The organism is Rubrivirga litoralis (genome assembly GCF_031846415.1).
GTDB classification, from domain to species: Bacteria; Bacteroidota; Rhodothermia; order Rhodothermales; family Rubricoccaceae; genus Rubrivirga; species Rubrivirga litoralis.
The window spans coordinates 114,680-131,052 of record NZ_JAVRHT010000003.1 but is presented as its reverse complement, the minus strand read 5'-3'; the positions used below and the strand labels follow the sequence as shown (position 1 = coordinate 131,052).

The window sequence follows — 16,373 nt, the reverse complement described above, 5'->3', positions numbered from 1 at the left end:
GAAGGCGCTGGGTCAGTGGGCACGCACGGACCGCCCCGCCCCGTCTGAGCCGCTGATCCCCACGGACCTACTGATCCCCACCGACTCACCGGAATGGCTCTTGCACAGCAGGCCTGGGAGCGCTCGCGCGACTACGTCATCTTCGGCGCGCTGCTGCTCGTCGCGCTCACCATCTTCGTGAGCCGGAACGGCCCGGCGCTCCGGGCGGCGCGGGCGGCGAGCCTGGCCGTGACCGCGCCCGTCGAGGGCCTGTTCGAGCGGACGGCCCAGTTCCGCACGGCGCTCGGCGAGAACGAGCGGCTGCGGACCGAGACGGCCGGGCTCTCGGCCGAGGTCGCGAGGCTCCGCGAGGCCCGCGCCGAGAACGCCCAGCTCCGGAGCCTGCTGGGCTTTACCGACTCGCTCGACGCCCCCCGCGTCGTGGGCCGCGTGGTCTCGAAGGACATCACGGAGCAGACCAACCTGCTGACGATCGACGTCGGGAGCCGCGACGGCGTCCGGCCGGGGATGCCGGTCATCAACGAGCGGGGCATCGTGGGGCGCATCGTGCTCGCGAGCCCAGGCTACGCGGTCGTCATGCCGCACCAGAACACGCAGTTCCGGGTCCCCGCCGTCATCGAGGAGCTGGGCCGCGAGGGGATCGTCCGGTGGGACGGGGCGGCGTTCGACCGGCTGACGATGGAGTACGTGGTCAAGACGGAGCCGGTCGAGCGCGGGATGCTCGTCACGACGAGCCCGTTCTCGGGCGTCTTCCCGGCGGGCACGCCGATCGGACGCGTCGACACGGCGTACGCGGCCGCCGGCCGCAACGACTACATCATCCACGTCACGCCGGCCGCGCCGATCTCCGAGGTCGGCTTCGTCTACGTGCTCCTCGTCGAGCCCGACCCGGAGCGGGCGATCCTGGAGGCGCAGGCCCGCGACTCGCTCGGGCTCGAGCGCCGCGAGGCGGCTCTGGAGGCGCGCCTCGAGGCGACGACGCCGGAGGAGGAGTAAGCCGCCGCCCCGCCCGTGCGCCGGGGCGGGGCGGCGCCGTTTCAGGTTCGGCCACCCCGCCCGCGGCGGCGGCCGCTGCGGGGACGGAACGGGGTCAGAAGTCGGGTGTCCGTAGTGCCCGAAGCGGATGCGTGACTCGTGCTGCGTGATTCTCCCTGGGAGCGCTCACGGATCACGCATCGAGCCCCGCCCCTACCCAGACATCGGAGAGTTTAGACGACACAACCGCTCTGGGCGGGGTGGAGGCCGGAGCCCCGGGCGGGGCGGTGCATCTTGCGCCCGCTGCCCGTCGGGCGGGGCGGAACCCGCCGACGCGCGCACGATTGTTGCGCAGCACCCGTTCGATCTTCACCCCGGTACGAGGCCGCCGGTGGAGCCCTCCGGCCGCCGGCTCCCGCGGCCACACGTTCCCTTTCGACCGCCCCGCCCCATGCCCCACCGCTTCTCGCTCGCCGTCCTCCTCGTGCTCCTAGGGTGGGCGGCCGCGCCCGCCGCACAGCCCACGCGCTCGCCCGACGCGCTCGCCGGACGCGTCGACGCGGTCCTCGACACGCGCTCGTTCGACGACGCCTACTGGGGCGGCCTCGTCGTCGACCTCGAAACGGGCGCGGTGCTCTACGAGCGGAACGCGTCCAAGCGGTTCGTGCCGGCCTCGAACATGAAGCTGTTCACGACGGCCGCGGCGCTCGACGCGCTGGGGCCGGACTTCCGCTACACGACGCGGCTCTACGCCGACGGCGACGTGCAGAACGGGACGCTCCGGGGCTCGCTCGTCGTCCGCGGCTCGGGCGACCCCACGTTCGGCGGCCGCTACACGGGCGGCGACCTCACGCTCGTGTTCCGCCAGTGGGCCGACTCGCTCAAGGCCGCGGGCATCCGCCGCGTGACCGGCTCAGTCGTCGGCGACGACGACGTGTTCGACGACGTCTCGCTCGGCGAGGGGTGGAGCTGGGACGACCTCGTGTGGTACTACGGGGCCGAGGTCTCGGGCCTCCAGTTTGCCGAGGGCACCGTCGACGTGGCCCTCCACGGGACGTCGCCGGGCCGCCCCGCCCGCATCGAGGTCGAGCCCGACTTCGGCTACGTCCGCCTCGTCAACCAGACCACGACGACGTCGGGCGGCGGCGTCCGTGAGGGGTACAGCCGGGACCTGGGCGGCAACGTGTTCACGCTCACGTCGTCGGTGCCGGCCGGGCGCGTCGAGCGCGAGGCGCTCTCGGTCGTCAACCCGACCGACTACTTCGTGACGACGATGATCGGCGTGTTCCGCCAGCGCGGCATCGACGTCCGCGGCGAGGCCGTCGACGTCGACGAATGGGGGCGGCGCCCGCAGTACGAGTCCCTGCGCCGGATCGCGTCGCACCAGTCGCCGCGGCTGGGCGCGATCGTGGCCGAGACGAACACGGACTCCAACAACCTCTACGCCGAGCACCTCCTCCGCACGCTCGGCGCCTACACCTACCGCGGCGCGAACCACCAGCTGGGCTCGGCCCGGGCCGGCGCCGCGGCGGCCGAGCCGTTCCTCCGCCGGATCGGGGTCGACCCCGCCTCGTTCCGCATCGCCGACGGGTCCGGCCTGTCGGCGCTCAACCGGCTCACGCCGGTCGGCATCGTGGCCGTCCTTCGCGGGATGCACCAGCACGCCGACGAGGCCACGCGCGACGCGTTCTACCGCTCGCTCGCCGTGGGCGGCCTCACCGGGACCATCAAGAACCGCTACAGCTCGGGCGACGCCCGCGGCAACGTCCACGCCAAGACCGGCTACATCTCCGGCGCGCGGACGCTCTCGGGCTACGTGCGGGCCGCCAACGGGCACCTCCTCGCGTTCTCGCTCCTGTGCAACAACTACACGGTCCGCACGAGCCGCGTGAACCGGGCGCAGGACCAGATCGTCGAGCTCCTGGCCGACTACGAGGGGCAGTAGAACGCTGAATGCTGAACGGCGAACGCTGAAGGCGTGCCCGCCCCGCCCTCGCCGAGCGGGCGGGGTGGCCTACGTTGGAGCCGGACCCTCTGGCGGACCGGGACGTTGAGACCGCCCCGCCCCCGCGTCTCCGGCCATGACCGTCCTCCTCGTCGTCTTTGGTGTCTGGCTCGTTGTCGGCCTGATTGTGAGCGTCCGCTCCGAGGTCCGGCGGGCGGGGCGGGGTGGCGGGCGCGGGGCCTCCGCCGTCGCCGTGGGCGTGCTGCTGGCGGTGCCCGTCGAGTGGCTGATCGTCGGGCTGGCGATGCTCGCCGTCCTCGCGTGGCAGGCGGTGTAGGGCCGCCGGCGTACGGACCACCCCGCCCGCGGACAGCCACCCTGTAGCCACGGCGGGCGTTGCCGTCCGTAGACGCGGGCGGGGCGGCGTGCACCCGTCCCGCCCGAGCGAAGACCGCCCCGCCCGGCAGGAGCGGGGCGGGGCGGAAGACCTTGGGCGGGGCGGGCGTTCTCCTACGGATCCACTGATCTACTGACCCACTGCCCTACCGCTCGTGCGGCATCGTGCCGACGACTGGCCGGCCCGGAGTGAGCACGCCCACGCCGGGGCGCCGGGCGCCGGCCTCGCCGCGGACGCGGTGGGCGCGGACGGACCCGTTCGGCCCCGTGACGTCGATGAGGATCTCGTCGACACGGGCAGGGTCCCCGGCCGGGTCGTCCTCGCGGACGGCGAACTGGAACTCGGTCCGGCCCGGCCCGGAGCGGACCTCGTCGACGAGCGAGACGTCGAGGTCGCCGCGCGGGACGACGTTCTGGCCCTCGACGGCGACCGAGATCTGGGTGCCCGCCGCGAGCGGGTGCCCCGACCCGTCGGAGACGACGTAGCGGTACGTCCCGAGCTCCAGCCCGGCCGTCTCGAGCGACACCTGCGGGCGGCCCGTGAGGAGCACGCGGGCGTCGGCCTCGACGGGCGCGCCGTCGGCGCCCGAGGTGCGGGCGGAGACCGTGATCCAGCCGCCTGGCGGGGACGGGTTGCCGGTGAGCAGCGTGACCGAGGCGCGGCCGGACGCGTCGGTCTCGGACGAGCCGCCGATGACGCCCGACGTCGACGTAAAGTAGACCTGGGTCCCCGGCTGCACCGGGTTCGCGTAGCGGTCGCCGACGAGCGCGCTGATCGGGATCTCGAACCCGAACGTGCCCAGGAGCGGGTAGTTGAGCTGGTCGGCCCCCACCGAGAGGTGGTCCGGGCTGGGGAAGCCGCCGTGGACGACGAGCGTGATCGGCTGCGAGCGGATCTCGCGGCCGCCGACGGCCGCCCGCGTCTCGATCTGAACGACGCCGGCCTTCGTGCCGCTCGTGAGCGTGACCGACGCCTCGCCGTTCTCGTCGGTGCGGACCGTGGCCGGGGCCGCCGGGCTCAGGAACTCGCCGCCGCCCGGCCCCCGGAGAATCGAGACGGTGATGTCGACGGCGTTGGCCCCGTCGACCGGCCGGTCGTCGGCGTCGCGGGCCACGAACACGAGCGAGGCCGTCTCGGTCCCGCCCGTCTCCGAAACGCCGATCGACTGCGACGAGCGGGGCGCGAGCGTGATGCTGGCCGCCGGCCCCGACGTCCCGTCGTCGCCCGTCGTCGGGGTGAGCGCGAGGGCGGGGAGGGACAGCGTCCGCCCCGGCTCGACGGTCGTCGTGACGGTGGTGTCGCGGAACCCGGTCTTGAAGGCGGTCACCTCGAGGACGGCCGTCGAGTCGATGTCGAGCGAGGCCACGAACGCGCCGACGGAGTCCGACCGCATCTCGAGGCCCATCGACCGGATCTGGACCGTGGCCCCGGTGATCGGCCGGCTCGTCTCGGCGTTGACGACGGTGCCGGAGACGGCGGCGAGGTCGTCGCCGGCGAGCGCGTCGCAGCCCGCCAGGGCGAGGACGGCGGCGAGGGCGAGCAGACGGTGGGGACGGGTCATGGGCGGGGCGGCGGGTGGGCACGGGCCGGCGGTATCGGCCGCGCCCGCCCCGCCCTAAAGCGCCCGCCCCGCCCGAGGACGGCGGGGAGGAGACGAGGCGCTTTCGTCCCGCCCTTCTCTTCTCTTCCTTCTCCTCCTCCCCGCCCCGCCCGGATTCTCCGCGCGTTCGCAACCTTGGCAAGGCGCGTTCAGTCAAGCCGCGCCCCACCAGCCGCCCCGCCCGCATGACCCCGATCCACGCCACGACTGTCCTCGGCGTCCTCCACGACGGCAAGGTCGCCCTCGGCTCCGACGGCCAGGCCACGATGGGCGACACGGTCATGAAGCACAAGGCCCAGAAGGTCCGCCCGCTCTACGGCGGGAAGCTCTTGGCCGGGTTCGCCGGCTCGACGGCCGACGCGTTCACGCTCTTCGAGCGGTTCGAGGCCAAGCTCGAGCAGTACGGCGGCAACACGACGCGGGCCGCCGTCGAGCTCGCCAAGGACTGGCGGACCGACCGCTACCTCCGCCGCCTCGAAGCGCTCCTCGCCGTGGCCTCGCCCGAGCGGCTCCTCCTCATCTCGGGGACCGGCGACGTGATCGAGCCCGACGACCCCATCCTCGCGATCGGCTCGGGCGGGAGCTACGCGCTCGCCGCGGCGCGCGCCATGATGAAGCACAGCCCGGGGCTCTCGGCGCGCGAGGTGGTCGAGGAGGGGCTCCGCATCGCGGGCGAGATCTGCATCTACACGAACCTCAACACGACGGTCCTGGAGCTCGACGCGGAGGAGTAGGGCGACTGCCCCGCCCGCCGCGAAGGCGGGGCGGCCCCGTAGCTGGGAGACCCGCGACCGGCGGCCCCGCTCAGCACCCCTCGCCGACCTCCGACGTGACGGCGTAGAACGCCCCCCGCGCCGTCACGTCTCCCCCGGTCCCCGGCCCGGTCGAGAAGTCGCGGAGCCGGACCGAGAACCGGCCCCGGACGCCCTCCGCCGTCTGCTCGGTGACCTCGACCGTTCCGCCGACGCGCTGGTAGCTCCGGCCCGGTGGTCGGTAGTCCACCCTCGGCTCGAATCGGTCACCGGGTTCGGCCGCGAGAAACTCGTCGGACTCGATCACGAATCGGTTCTCGGCGCAGGGACGGAGGTACACGGCGGCCTGGTTGAACTGGAACTCGAGGCTGGGGTAGAACCGGGCCTCCCCCTGCGAGGTCCTGCCCCCGACGGAGAGCTCGAACGTGCCGGGGGCGAGGTCGCCGGGGGACGGGACCGCGTCGCACCCGGCGGCGGCCACGGCGGCGGCGAGGAGGAGGAGGAGGAGGCGCATGGGCGGGGTGGAGCGGACAGCGAACGGAGCCTGCCGCAGCGTCACGGGATCTCCGTCGGCTCTGGACGGTCGCGTGTTCCGTGCTGCGTGCCCTCTGCTCCAAGCATGCAGCGCGCAACGGGGCGCCGGCCCGGCGGGGGCTGAGAGAGAACGCTACGCCTCCCGACCGCTGCTGCATAGCCCTCCAGGACTACCGGATCACGGTGGGCGCTCCTGGCACCGTCCCGCCGGTCCATAGGGCGTGCCCCGTCGGAGGCGCCGGCCGTTCCACGAGACCGCCCCACCCGCGCGTAGTTTGCCGGCATCGTGCGGCCTGTCTTTGGCCGCCCCTCCGAACCCCGCTGACCCGTCCGATCCATGCCCGAGACGTCCCGAGACCCCGCCGACCGCCCCGCCCCAGCGGCGTCCGCCCCGCCCGAAGGGACCGCCCCGCCCGAGAGCGAGGAGGCCACGCGGCAGGCGGCGATCCTCATCGACTACCAGAACCTCCACCACTACCTCAAGGGCCGCCTCGACGACCGGCGCACGGGCTCGACGGCCGACCTCGCGAGCGCGCTCCTGAAGGCGCTCCGCGAGCGGCTGGCCGGCGAGGGCCTCCGTCTCGCGCGCGGCCGGGCCTACGCCGACTTCGGCGGGCTCGACGACCACTCGCGCCACGTCCAGCGGAGCCTCTACCTCCACGGCGTCGAGCCGGTCTACGTGCCGGCGACGATGCACCGGAACACGACCGACCTCCAGCTCGCCGTCGACGCCGTCGAGATGCGCGACCGGCACCCCGAGGTCGAGACCGTCGTGCTCCTCTCCGGCGACCGCGACTACGCGCCGGTCGTCTCGGCACTCGTGGCCGCCGGGCGGCGCGTCGTCGTCATCGGCTTTCAGGAGCACCTCTCGCCGTACCTGCTGGAGCACACCGAGGGCGGGGCGTTCCTCGACGCCGCGGACCTCCTGCCGTCGGACGCGCTCGCGCCCGAGGTCGAGGTCGGCGCCCCGATCCAGACGACCGAGTTCGTTGCCGTCCAGGACCCGGCCTACGAGATCGACTACGACGCCATCGAGACGATCGAGAAGTTTTTCGGCCAGTACGAGGAGATCTACCTCACGCCGCTGCTCCGCCGCCTCTCCGACGAGATCGGCGAGGTCGACGGCCACGACCCGAAGTCGCTCGTGGCCGACCTGGAGGAGTGCGGCGCCGCCCGGCTCGAACGCCGGCGCGGGATGCCCTACGACTACACGGTCCTGCTCCTCAACGGCGACCACCCCGCCGTCGTGGAGGTCCGCGAGGAGGTCCACGGCGCCCCGGTCGTGGCCGCCGACGACGGCCTCCCGTTCGACGACGAGCCCGAACTGTAAGGGCGGGGCGGCGGCCGGACCCTGGTGGTCGCCCGCACGACAGGGGGCGGTCCCCACGTTCCACCCCGCCCCCGCCGGTGGGCGGGGCGGGGCGGCCATCCGCATGGAGGCGCCGGGCGGGGTGGCCCGGACGACCGCCGGTCGCTCCTACTGGAGCGGGGCGGCGGCCCACTCTTCACCCGTCCCTCGTCGGCCGGCGCCGCCCCGCCCGCATCCCTGCGCGGGGAGGGGCGTAGCTACGGAAACTGACGCGGGAGCCACGCCCGCCCCCCGATGGACGACACGCAGACCCTGACGCCCCCCGACGCCGCCCGCCCGGGCGGCGCAGCCAACGGCACCGACGCCGCCCCGCCCGACGACCTCGCCCGGCTCACGCCGCACCAGATCGTCGCCGAGCTCGACAAGTACGTGATCGGGCAGGACGAGGCCAAGCGCTCCGTCGCCATCGCCCTCCGCAACCGCTGGCGCCGGCTCCACGCCGACGAGGCCATGCGCGACGAGATCACGCCGGCCAACATCATCCTCATCGGGCCGACCGGCGTGGGCAAAACCGAGATCGCCCGCCGCCTCGCGCGGCTCACCGGCGCCCCGTTCGTGAAGGTCGAGGCCACGAAGTTCACCGAGGTCGGCTACGTCGGCCGCGACGTCGAGTCGATGATCCGCGACCTCGTCGACCTCGCCATCGCGCAGGCCCGCGAGCTCCAGGCCGCGCGCGTGGGCGACCAGGCGGCGGCGAACGCCGAGGACCGCGTGCTCGACCTGCTCGTCCCGTCGTCGAAGCCGAAGCCGGTCGTCCCCGGCATGGGGTTCCCCAACGCCACGGACACGACGACGCCCGAGGAGGAGGACCTCCTCCACCGCACGCGCGAAAAGTTCAGGACGCGCCTCCGCGACGGCCAGCTCGACGACCGCGAGGTCGAGGTCGACGTCTCGCTCGACCGCACGACGAACCTCCAGATGTTCGGGCCGGCCGGCCTCGAAGAGATGGGGATCAACCTCCAGGAGATGCTGGGCGGGATGGGCAAAAAGCGCCAGAAGCGGCGCGTGAAGGTGCCCGAGGCGCTCGAACTGCTGACGCAGGAGGAGGCCGGCAAGCTCGTCGACCAGGAGGCGGCCAAGGAGGAGGCGCTGCGCCAAGTCGAGGAGGCGGGGATCGTCTTTATCGACGAGATCGACAAGGTGGCCGGGCGCCAGGGTGCCGCGGGCCAGGGCGGGTCGGGGCCGGACGTCAGCCGCGAGGGCGTCCAGCGCGACCTGCTCCCGATCGTCGAGGGCTCGACGGTGATGACCAAGCACGGCTCGGTCAAGACCGACCACATCCTGTTTATCGCGTCGGGCGCGTTCCACGTCTCGAAGCCGTCCGACCTCATCCCCGAACTCCAGGGCCGGTTCCCGATCCGCGTCGAGCTGGGCTCGCTCAGCGAAGACGACTTCGTGCAGATCCTGACGGAGCCCGAGAACGCGCTCCTCAAGCAGTACGCGGCCCTGTTCGCGTCGGAGGGCGTCCACCTCACGTTCGAGGACGACGCGGTCCGCGAGATCGCGCGGACGGCGGCCGGGGTCAACGACGAGGTCGAGAACATCGGCGCCCGCCGCCTCCACACGATCCTGACCACGCTCCTCGAAGACCTCCTGTTCGAGGTCCCAGACGGCCCGCACGGCGACCGCGTCACGATCACGAAAAAAGACGTGACGGACAAGCTGGCCGGCGTGGTCAAAAACCGCGACCTCAGCCAGTACATCTTGTAATGCGAGGAGGTACAGGGTACTCGGTACGCGGTACGGCTTGGGCCGGACACGTACTCGGTATTCAGAGGCTGTTTGGGATCTCCCCCTCCCCCACCGGGGGAGGGCCGGGGTCGGGGACAGACGTCGATCTGGGGCGGGGCGGTCGGTCCGTCACCCCCCTCCCGGCCTCCCCCCGCTGGGGGGAGGAGAATACTGTGCAGCCCCAAACAGCCTCTCAGTACTCCACGCCTGATCGACAGGGGCTCTAGGTGGAGGCGCGCGAGCTTGACCTGGGCGACGCCAGCGTGCGCCGCGCGTGGGGCGGGGTGGCGGAGGCGGCCGACCCGTCGCCGTTCGCCCCGCTCGCGTACGCCGAGGCCACCGCGGGCGCGTTCGGGCTCCGCGCCCGGGCGTTCGGCGTCGAGCAAGATGGAGCGCTCGTGGGCGGCGTGGTGGCGTACGAGAAGCGCCGGGGGCCGTACCGGTTGGCGGTCGTCCCCCCGTTCACGCCCGTCACGCCGTTCGTGCTGGCCGAGGCGCCGGCCGCGCACGAGGTCCACGCCCGCGCCTCCCCGCTCGACGCGCTCGTCGCCGCCGTGGGCGAGCGGTTCCACGCCGCCGCGTTCCGCCTCCCCCCCGCCCTCTCCGACGCGCGCCCGTTTGCCTGGGCGGGGTGGCGGGCCGAGCCCCTCTACACTTACGCTGGACCGCTCCACCCCGCCGCGGAGCGGCTGGCGCAGGCCGGCAGCGGCGTCCGCAAGCGGGTGCGCCGCGGCGCCGGCGACTTTACGCTGCACGAGGACGCGGGCGGGGTGGCCGCGCTCCAGCGGCTCGAAGCCGAGGCGTATGCGCGGCAAGGCGCCGCCCCGCCCGTGGACCCCGAGCGGCAGGCGGCGTGGCTGGGCGCGCTCGTGGCGTCGGGCGCCGCGCGCCTGTTCGTGCTCCGCGACGCCGAGGGCGGGGCGGCCGGCGCGCAGGCCGTCGCGACCGATGGACGCGCGGCCGCGTTCGTGTGCGGCGCGAGCTGGCCGGGCTCGGCCATGACCGTCATGACGCACCTCGTCTGCGACCGGCTCTACGCCGACGGCGTGCGCAGCCTCGACCTCGTGGGCGCCAACCGGCCCTCGGGCGCCGAGTTCAAGCGCTCGTTCGGGCTCCCGCTCGTCCAGCAGTTCCGGGTCACGCGCGTGGCGCGGCCGGAGCTGCGCGCGCTGGCGCTCGTCCGGCCGGTCGTGTAGTGGGCGCGCGCCCACCCCGCCCCGCCCAGGCTGGCCGTTTCGCAGGCGGGGGGGCGACCGGACGTGCCGTACCGCCCCGCCCCGCCGCCCCGTGACGCCGCGCCTCCGCCGGCTCCGCGCGCAGGTCGCCGGGCGGCCGCTCCTCGGCCCCGCCCTCACGCTCGCCGGCGGCGCGGCGGCGGCGCAGGCGCTCGCGTTCGCGGCCCGCCCCGCCCTCACGCGCCTGTTCACGCCCGAGGCGTTCGGCGTGCTGACGGTCGTGACGACGGTCCTGGCCGTCGCGTCGACGGTCGCCTCGGGCGGATACCGCGCGGCCATCCTGCTCCCGCGGGGCGGGGCGGACCGCGCGAGCGTGGTCGCGCTGGCGCTCGCGTGCGCGCTCGGGGCGACGGGCGCGGCGGCGTTCGGCGTGTGGGCGGCGCCGTGGCTCGGCCTCGCGAGCGGGGCGACGGCGCTCGCGCTCGCGTGGCTCCCCCCCGCCCTCCTGTCTGTCGAAGCGAGCGGGGCGGCCGAAACGTGGCTCACGGGGCGCGGCCGGTTCCGAGCCGTTTCGGCGACGCGGTTCGCGCAGAGCGCCGTCACGGTCGGCGTGCAGCTCGCCGTCGGGCTGACGGTGGCGCGGGCGACGGACGGCGCGGCGGTCGGGCTCGTGGGCGGGGTGGCGGCCGGGTTCGCCGCCGGCACGGTCGTCTCGTGGTCGTGGCTCGCGCTCGCGGACGGCCGGCTGTGGGAGGGCGTGACGCGGGCGCGCGTCGTGGCGCTCGCCCGGCGCTACGCGCGGTTTCCCGCCTTCTCGGCGCCGGCCGCGCTCCTCAACGTGCTCGCCACGCGCGTGCCCGTGTTCGCGCTCGTCGCTTTCTACGGCGAGGCCGTCGTGGGCCAGTTCGGGGTCGCCTTCGGGACGCTCGTGCTGCCGCTCGGGCTCGTGGCCGGGTCGGTCGGCCAGGCATTTTTCCCGCGCGCCGCCGACGCGCGGTGGACCGGCGGCCTCCCCGCCCTCACGCGGGCGGCGGCGCGCGGACTGTGGGGCGTCTGCGCCTACCCCGCCCTCGCCGCGCTCGTCGCCGGGCCGACGCTGTTCGCGTTCGTGTTCGGGGCCGAGTGGGCCGAGGCGGGCCGCTACGCGCAGCGGATCGCGCCGTGGGTGCTCCTGGCGTCGGTCGCCCCGCCCCTCACGTCCGTGTTCGACGTGCTGGAGCGGCAGCGGGACGAGCTCGCGATCAGCGCCGTCATGTTCGCCGTCCAGGCGACCGTCCTCGTGTGGGCGGGGCGGACGCTGGCCCCGCTCGACGCCGTCCTCGCCGCGGGCGTTGCCGGGGCCGCACTCCGCGCGCTCCACCTCGCGTGGATCTTCCGCGCGGCCGGCGTGCCCTTGGGCGGGGCGGCCGCCGACGCGGCGCGGGCGCTCGGCCGGGCGCTCCCCTTCGCCGCCGCCGTCGCCCTGGCCGACGCGCTCGGCGCGGGCGGGGCGGTCGTGTTCGCCGTCGCGGCCGTCGCCGGCGTCGGCGCGCTGGCGTGGGAGGCGAGGCGGGGCGGGATGGCGGGCCGAGCAGACGCGCCCGACCCGCTGTAACCCGAGGCAAACAAAAAGGGCGGGGCGGCCAGACCGCCCCGCCCCAGGCGAGGAGACGGAGGAAGCGGCGGAGCTCCTAGAGGATCACCCCGCCCGCTCTGCTCCTCCCTCCCCGCCCCTCTCTGATCGTCCCTACAGGATCGACTTGAACGTCGACGGACGGCCGGCGGGCGGGGCGGCGGTCTCGGGGCGGAGCGGCTCGTCGGGGGCGTCCTCGGCGTCGGGGCCGCAGAACCGCTCGAACGCGTCCTTGAGGTCGGTCGCGATCGCGCTCGCGCTCCGGCCCTCGATGTGGCGGCGCTCCAAGGCGAACACGGGGTCGCCGTCCTTCAGGAGGAACATGGACGGGCTCGACGGCGGGAGGCCCGCGAGGAGGTCGCGGAGCGCGGCGGTCGCCTCGAGGTCCTGGCCGGCAAAGACGGTCACCTGGCGGTCGGGCTTGACGTCGAGCCCTTGCACGTGGGCGACGGCGGGGCGTGCATTCGCCGCGGCGCACCCGCAGACCGAGTTGACGATGGCCAGCGTGGTTCCCGTCTGGGCCTCGTCGGCGAGGGCGTCGACGTCGGCGGCGGTCTTGAGCTCGCGGACGCCGAGGCGGGTCAGTTCGTCGCGCATGGGGGCGACGAGGGGCTCTGGGTACGGCATGGGAAAAGAAGGTGGTGAGCCTGTTGGACCGGCGGGCGAAAGCGGCCGTTCCGCGGGGCCGCGGCTTCACAGCTTCCTCCCCCATCGGCTCTCCCCGCCCGCGGCGGTCGGTTTTGGGCTCTCGCCCCGACGCGCGCCGGGGCTCTAACGGGCGGGGCGGCCCAGGTTTTTCCTGAAGCGGGTTAAGACGACGAGGCGCCACCCGATACCCAAAAAACGCCCCATAGAACATGGGGTTACTCGCCTTTTGCTCGACCTCAACGTAGGGGACCGCCCGATGCCCGCTTCAGCCGCTAGTTTGGTGACGTCCTTTTGCCCCCCCCGGCCCCTATCCCTGATGCACAAGCCCTACGTCCGAGCGGCGGCCCTTCTTGCCGCTCTCGTGGTCTGCACCGCCGTAGCCGCCCCGCCGGCCCACGCCCAGACTCGCCCTGCGTCGTCCCGGATCGTCCCTGCCCCGACCGCCCCGGCAGCGTCCCCCCAGGGCGCCGCCGCGACGGCCGCGCCGCGGCGCCGGCCCGTTCCCCGCTCCGCCCGCCGGGCCCTCGACTACCGCCCCGCCCGGCACCAGGCGGTCCAGGACTCGGTCGTGCGCCGCGTGTCGTCCGAGCGGGAGGTCACGGTCGAGGAGTTGGCCGCCAACATCGCCGCCCGGAGCGCGGGCCGCAGCACGTCGGCCCGGCTCGCCGTGGTTGAGTCGACGCTCCGCGCGGACGGCCCGAACTGGATCGGCATCCCCTACCGCTGGGGCGGCACGACGCGGCGCGGGATCGACTGCTCGGCGTTCGTGCAGCAGTACGTCCGTGCGAACCTGGGCATCGAGCTGCCGCGCACGACGGCAGGGCAGCGGTACGAGGGCGTCCCGATCTCCAAGGAGGAGCTCGTCCCCGGCGACCTCGTGTTCTTCCGCCGCCGCGGCGTCCGCCACGTCGGCGTCTACCTCTCGGGCGGCGAGTTTATCCACGCCTCGTCCAGCCGCGGCGTGACGATCTCGGAGCTGGCCTCCAGCTACTGGTCGAAGTACTACTGGATGTCGCGCCGGATCATCGAGGAGCCCTCGGGCCGCCGGCCGACGCCGCGCAGCGAGGCCCGCCGCGCCCGCGGCTAGGCGCCCGTCCACAGGCCACGACGGCCGCCCCGCCCGCAACGACCGCCGCCCCGCCCCGACATCCGGGCGGGGCGGCGTGCGGACTGCCCCGGCCGCTGGTTTGAGACCGTGCCCCGTCCGTCGTATCTTCGCCTTCCCCCCTCCCGCATCCCGGCCTCGCCGTCGGGATGCGCTTTTTTTCCAGGCCGCGGACGGCCCCCGCTATGAGCTCCACCGTCTACCTCACACCCGAAGGGCTCCAGAAGCTCAAGGACGACCTCCACCACGCTCGGACCACCGAGCGCCAGCGGATCTCGGAGGAGATCGCCGAGGCGCGCGCCCAAGGCGACCTCTCGGAAAACGCCGAGTACGACGCGGCGAAGGAGGCCCAAGGTCTGCTGGAGGCCCGCATCGCCAAGATGGAGACGACGGTCGCCAACGCCCGCGTCGTCAACGAGGACGAGGTCGACGCCTCGAAGGCCCGCATCTTGTCCAACGTCCGCGTGATGAACAAGAAGGCCAAAAAGGAGGCGACCTACACGCTCGTCTCGGCCCAGGAGGCGGACCTCAAGCAGAACCGGATCTCGGTCGAGAGCCCCATCGGCAAGGCCCTCCTCGCCCGCGAGGTCGGCGACGTCGTCGACGTGAAGGTGCCGGCGGGGACGGTCCAGATGGAGATCCTCGAGATCACACGATAGTGGCCCGGCGGGCGGGGCGGGGCGGGCGGGGCTGCGTGGGGGCCGTCGTGCGCGCCGTCGTCGCCGTCGTCGGCGGCTACCTCGTCGCCTGCACGCTGCTGCTCGTGGCCTACCGTTGGGTCGAGCCGCCGGCCACGACGGTCCAGGTCCAGCGCCTCGTCGAGGCCGCCGTCGCCGGCGAGCCCTACGAGCTCCGCTACCACCCGGTCCCGCAGAGCGGACAAGATGACGACCTCCGCCACGCGGTCGTCGCCAGCGAGGACGCCCGGTTCTACACGCACGGCGGGTTCGACTGGGACGAGCTGCGCGCCGCCCGCGAGGCCGCCGAGCGGACGGGCCGCCCCATGCGCGGGGCGTCGACGCTCACGCAGCAGCTGGTCAAAAACCTGTTCCTGACGACGCACCGCTCGGTCGTGCGGAAGGCGTTCGAGGTCCCGCTCACGCTGCTCGCCGAGCTGATCCTGCCCAAGGACCGCATCCTCACGCTCTACCTCGACGTGGCCGAGTGGGGGCCGGGCGTGTTCGGCGCCGAGGCCGCCGCGCGGCACCACTACGGCACCTCGGCCGACGCCCTCACGCGCGAGCAGTCGGCCCGGCTCGCCGCCGTCCTCCCCGCCCCGCTCGCGCGCCGCCCGCAGGACATGGGCCGCACGTCGAGCCGCATCCTCACGCGGATGCGCCAGATGGGGTGGTAAACGCGGAATGCGGAATGATAAATGTTGAATTCATGCACCCACCCCGCCCATACCTACCCCGCTTTGGGAACGCCCCTTTCCGCATTTAGCATTCCACATTCCGAATTTGACTGTGGTCGACTTGCGCTCCGACACCGTGACGCAGCCGACGGCCGCCATGCGGCGGGCGATGGCCGAGGCCGAGGTCGGCGACGACGTGTTCGGCGAGGACCCGACGGTCCGCCGGCTCGAAGAGGCCGTGGCGGACCTGCTGGGCAAGGAGGCGGCTTTGTTCGTGCCGTCGGGCGTGATGGGCAACCAGATCGCGCTCCGTCTGCACACGCGGCCCGGCGACGAGGTCGTGGTCGCCGAGCGGAGCCACCTGTACCACTACGAGGGCGGGGCGCCGGCCGCGCTGTGGGGCGTCCAGCTCCGCCCGGTCGGCGGCCCGTCCGGCGTGCTCGCCCCCGACGACGTCGAGGCCGTCGTCCGCGGCGACGCCGACTGGGAGCCGCGGACGACGCTCGTGTGCCTCGAGAACACGGTGAACAAGGCGGGCGGGGTGGTCGTGCCGCCCGAGGCGGTCGCCCCGCTCGCCGACGTGGCCCGGCGGCACGGGCTGGCCCTCCACCTCGACGGCGCCCGGCTGTGGAACGCGGCCGCCGCGCTGGACCTCCCCGCCCACGTCCTCGCCGCCCCGTTCGACACCGTCACCGTGTGCCTGTCGAAGGGGCTGGGCGCGCCGGTCGGGTCGGTCCTCGCCGGCGGGGCGGCGCACGTCCGCGAGGCGCGCCGGACGCGGAAGCTCTTGGGCGGCGGGATGCGGCAGGTCGGCGTCCTCGCGGCCGCCGGGCTCGTGGCGCTGGACGGCCGCGGCCGCCTCGCCGACGACCACGCGCGGGCGGGGCGGCTGGCCGACGCCGTGGCGGCGCTATCCGCGTTCCGGCTCGTGAACCGACCTCAGAGCAACATCGTCCTGTTCGACACGCTCCGCCACCCCGCCCCCGACGTCGTGGCGCGGCTGGAGGCCGAGGGCGTGCGCGTGGTCGCGTTCGGTCCGCGGACGGTCCGGGCGACCCTCCACCGCGACGTGGACGACGCCGCGCTCGACCGGGCCGTCGCCGTGCTGCGCCGTCTGTTCTCCTAAGGGTTAGGAACGAGACGGCCGTCGGGTCTTCCCCGGAACTCGGCGGGCGC

The 16,373-nt window shown here is 74.1% G+C and carries 15 protein-coding genes; 12 read left to right on the top strand and 3 right to left on the bottom strand.

All coding sequences use genetic code 11. The features are described 5' to 3' along the window. Nucleotides 1-93 precede the first annotated feature (93 nt). The 3 genes from mreC (at nucleotide 94) to RM540_RS02755 (ending at nucleotide 3,257) form a co-directional block, all read left to right on the top strand. Nucleotides 94-996 (top strand): rod shape-determining protein MreC, encoded by a 903-nt coding sequence (mreC, locus tag RM540_RS02765; protein ID WP_311661916.1) that lies wholly within the window; start codon nucleotides 94-96, stop codon nucleotides 994-996. Nucleotides 997-1,426: 430 nt separating this feature from the next. Further along, a complete protein-coding gene (gene dacB / locus RM540_RS02760) occupies nucleotides 1,427-2,920 on the top strand; it encodes a D-alanyl-D-alanine carboxypeptidase/D-alanyl-D-alanine endopeptidase (RefSeq protein ID WP_311661914.1) in 1,494 nt (497 codons plus the stop codon). Nucleotides 2,921-3,056: 136 nt separating this feature from the next. Further along, nucleotides 3,057-3,257, top strand: coding sequence for a hypothetical protein (locus RM540_RS02755; protein WP_311661913.1), 201 nt, complete (start codon nucleotides 3,057-3,059; stop codon nucleotides 3,255-3,257). Nucleotides 3,258-3,462: 205 nt separating this feature from the next. Here RM540_RS02755 and RM540_RS02750 read toward each other — a convergent pair whose 3' ends face one another. Then, the gene (locus RM540_RS02750) at nucleotides 3,463-4,878 is read right to left on the bottom strand and encodes an Ig-like domain-containing protein (RefSeq protein WP_311661911.1); all 1,416 of its coding nucleotides are present in this window, start codon (nucleotides 4,876-4,878) and stop codon (nucleotides 3,463-3,465) included. Between the two features lie 224 nt (nucleotides 4,879-5,102). Here RM540_RS02750 and hslV point away from each other — a divergent pair, with 224 nt between their 5' ends. Next, the gene (gene hslV, locus RM540_RS02745; protein ID WP_311661909.1) at nucleotides 5,103-5,651 is read left to right on the top strand and encodes an ATP-dependent protease subunit HslV; all 549 of its coding nucleotides are present in this window, start codon (nucleotides 5,103-5,105) and stop codon (nucleotides 5,649-5,651) included. A gap of 70 nt (nucleotides 5,652-5,721) precedes the next feature. Here hslV and RM540_RS02740 read toward each other — a convergent pair whose 3' ends face one another. Beyond that, on the bottom strand, nucleotides 5,722-6,183 hold the full coding sequence (locus tag RM540_RS02740; protein WP_311661907.1) for a hypothetical protein: 462 nt from the start codon (nucleotides 6,181-6,183) through the stop codon (nucleotides 5,722-5,724). 357 nt (nucleotides 6,184-6,540) lie between these two features. Here RM540_RS02740 and RM540_RS02735 point away from each other — a divergent pair, with 357 nt between their 5' ends. The 4 genes from RM540_RS02735 to RM540_RS02720 all read left to right on the top strand — a co-directional run bounded on the left by RM540_RS02735 (nucleotide 6,541) and on the right by RM540_RS02720 (nucleotide 12,072). Continuing rightward, nucleotides 6,541-7,533 (top strand): NYN domain-containing protein, encoded by a 993-nt coding sequence (locus RM540_RS02735; RefSeq protein WP_311661905.1) that lies wholly within the window; start codon nucleotides 6,541-6,543, stop codon nucleotides 7,531-7,533. Between the two features lie 273 nt (nucleotides 7,534-7,806). Then, nucleotides 7,807-9,282, top strand: coding sequence for an ATP-dependent protease ATPase subunit HslU (gene hslU, locus RM540_RS02730; RefSeq protein ID WP_311661903.1), 1,476 nt, complete (start codon nucleotides 7,807-7,809; stop codon nucleotides 9,280-9,282). A 248-nt stretch (nucleotides 9,283-9,530) separates the two neighbouring features. Further along, the gene (locus RM540_RS02725) at nucleotides 9,531-10,499 is read left to right on the top strand and encodes a GNAT family N-acetyltransferase (protein WP_311661901.1); all 969 of its coding nucleotides are present in this window, start codon (nucleotides 9,531-9,533) and stop codon (nucleotides 10,497-10,499) included. A 91-nt stretch (nucleotides 10,500-10,590) separates the two neighbouring features. Continuing rightward, the gene (locus RM540_RS02720; RefSeq protein ID WP_311661899.1) at nucleotides 10,591-12,072 is read left to right on the top strand and encodes a lipopolysaccharide biosynthesis protein; all 1,482 of its coding nucleotides are present in this window, start codon (nucleotides 10,591-10,593) and stop codon (nucleotides 12,070-12,072) included. Nucleotides 12,073-12,204: 132 nt separating this feature from the next. Here RM540_RS02720 and RM540_RS02715 read toward each other — a convergent pair whose 3' ends face one another. Then, a complete protein-coding gene (locus RM540_RS02715; RefSeq protein ID WP_311661898.1) occupies nucleotides 12,205-12,717 on the bottom strand; it encodes a BrxA/BrxB family bacilliredoxin in 513 nt (170 codons plus the stop codon). Nucleotides 12,718-13,054: 337 nt separating this feature from the next. Here RM540_RS02715 and RM540_RS02710 point away from each other — a divergent pair, with 337 nt between their 5' ends. The 4 genes from RM540_RS02710 to RM540_RS02695 all read left to right on the top strand — a co-directional run bounded on the left by RM540_RS02710 (nucleotide 13,055) and on the right by RM540_RS02695 (nucleotide 16,323). Continuing rightward, nucleotides 13,055-13,825 carry a C40 family peptidase gene (locus RM540_RS02710; protein ID WP_349256290.1) on the top strand — a complete coding sequence of 257 codons (771 nt, stop codon included), beginning with the start codon at nucleotides 13,055-13,057 and terminating at the stop codon, nucleotides 13,823-13,825. Nucleotides 13,826-14,028: 203 nt separating this feature from the next. After that, nucleotides 14,029-14,502: a transcription elongation factor GreA gene (gene greA / locus RM540_RS02705; RefSeq protein WP_311661895.1), complete on the top strand. Its 474-nt coding sequence runs from the start codon at nucleotides 14,029-14,031 to the stop codon at nucleotides 14,500-14,502. A gap of 47 nt (nucleotides 14,503-14,549) precedes the next feature. After that, complete coding sequence (gene mtgA / locus RM540_RS02700; protein WP_311661893.1) at nucleotides 14,550-15,197, top strand: monofunctional biosynthetic peptidoglycan transglycosylase; 648 nt, start codon at nucleotides 14,550-14,552, stop codon at nucleotides 15,195-15,197. 157 nt (nucleotides 15,198-15,354) lie between these two features. Continuing rightward, nucleotides 15,355-16,323: a threonine aldolase family protein gene (locus tag RM540_RS02695; RefSeq protein ID WP_432280798.1), complete on the top strand. Its 969-nt coding sequence runs from the start codon at nucleotides 15,355-15,357 to the stop codon at nucleotides 16,321-16,323. The last annotated feature ends 50 nt before the right edge of the window (nucleotides 16,324-16,373 follow it).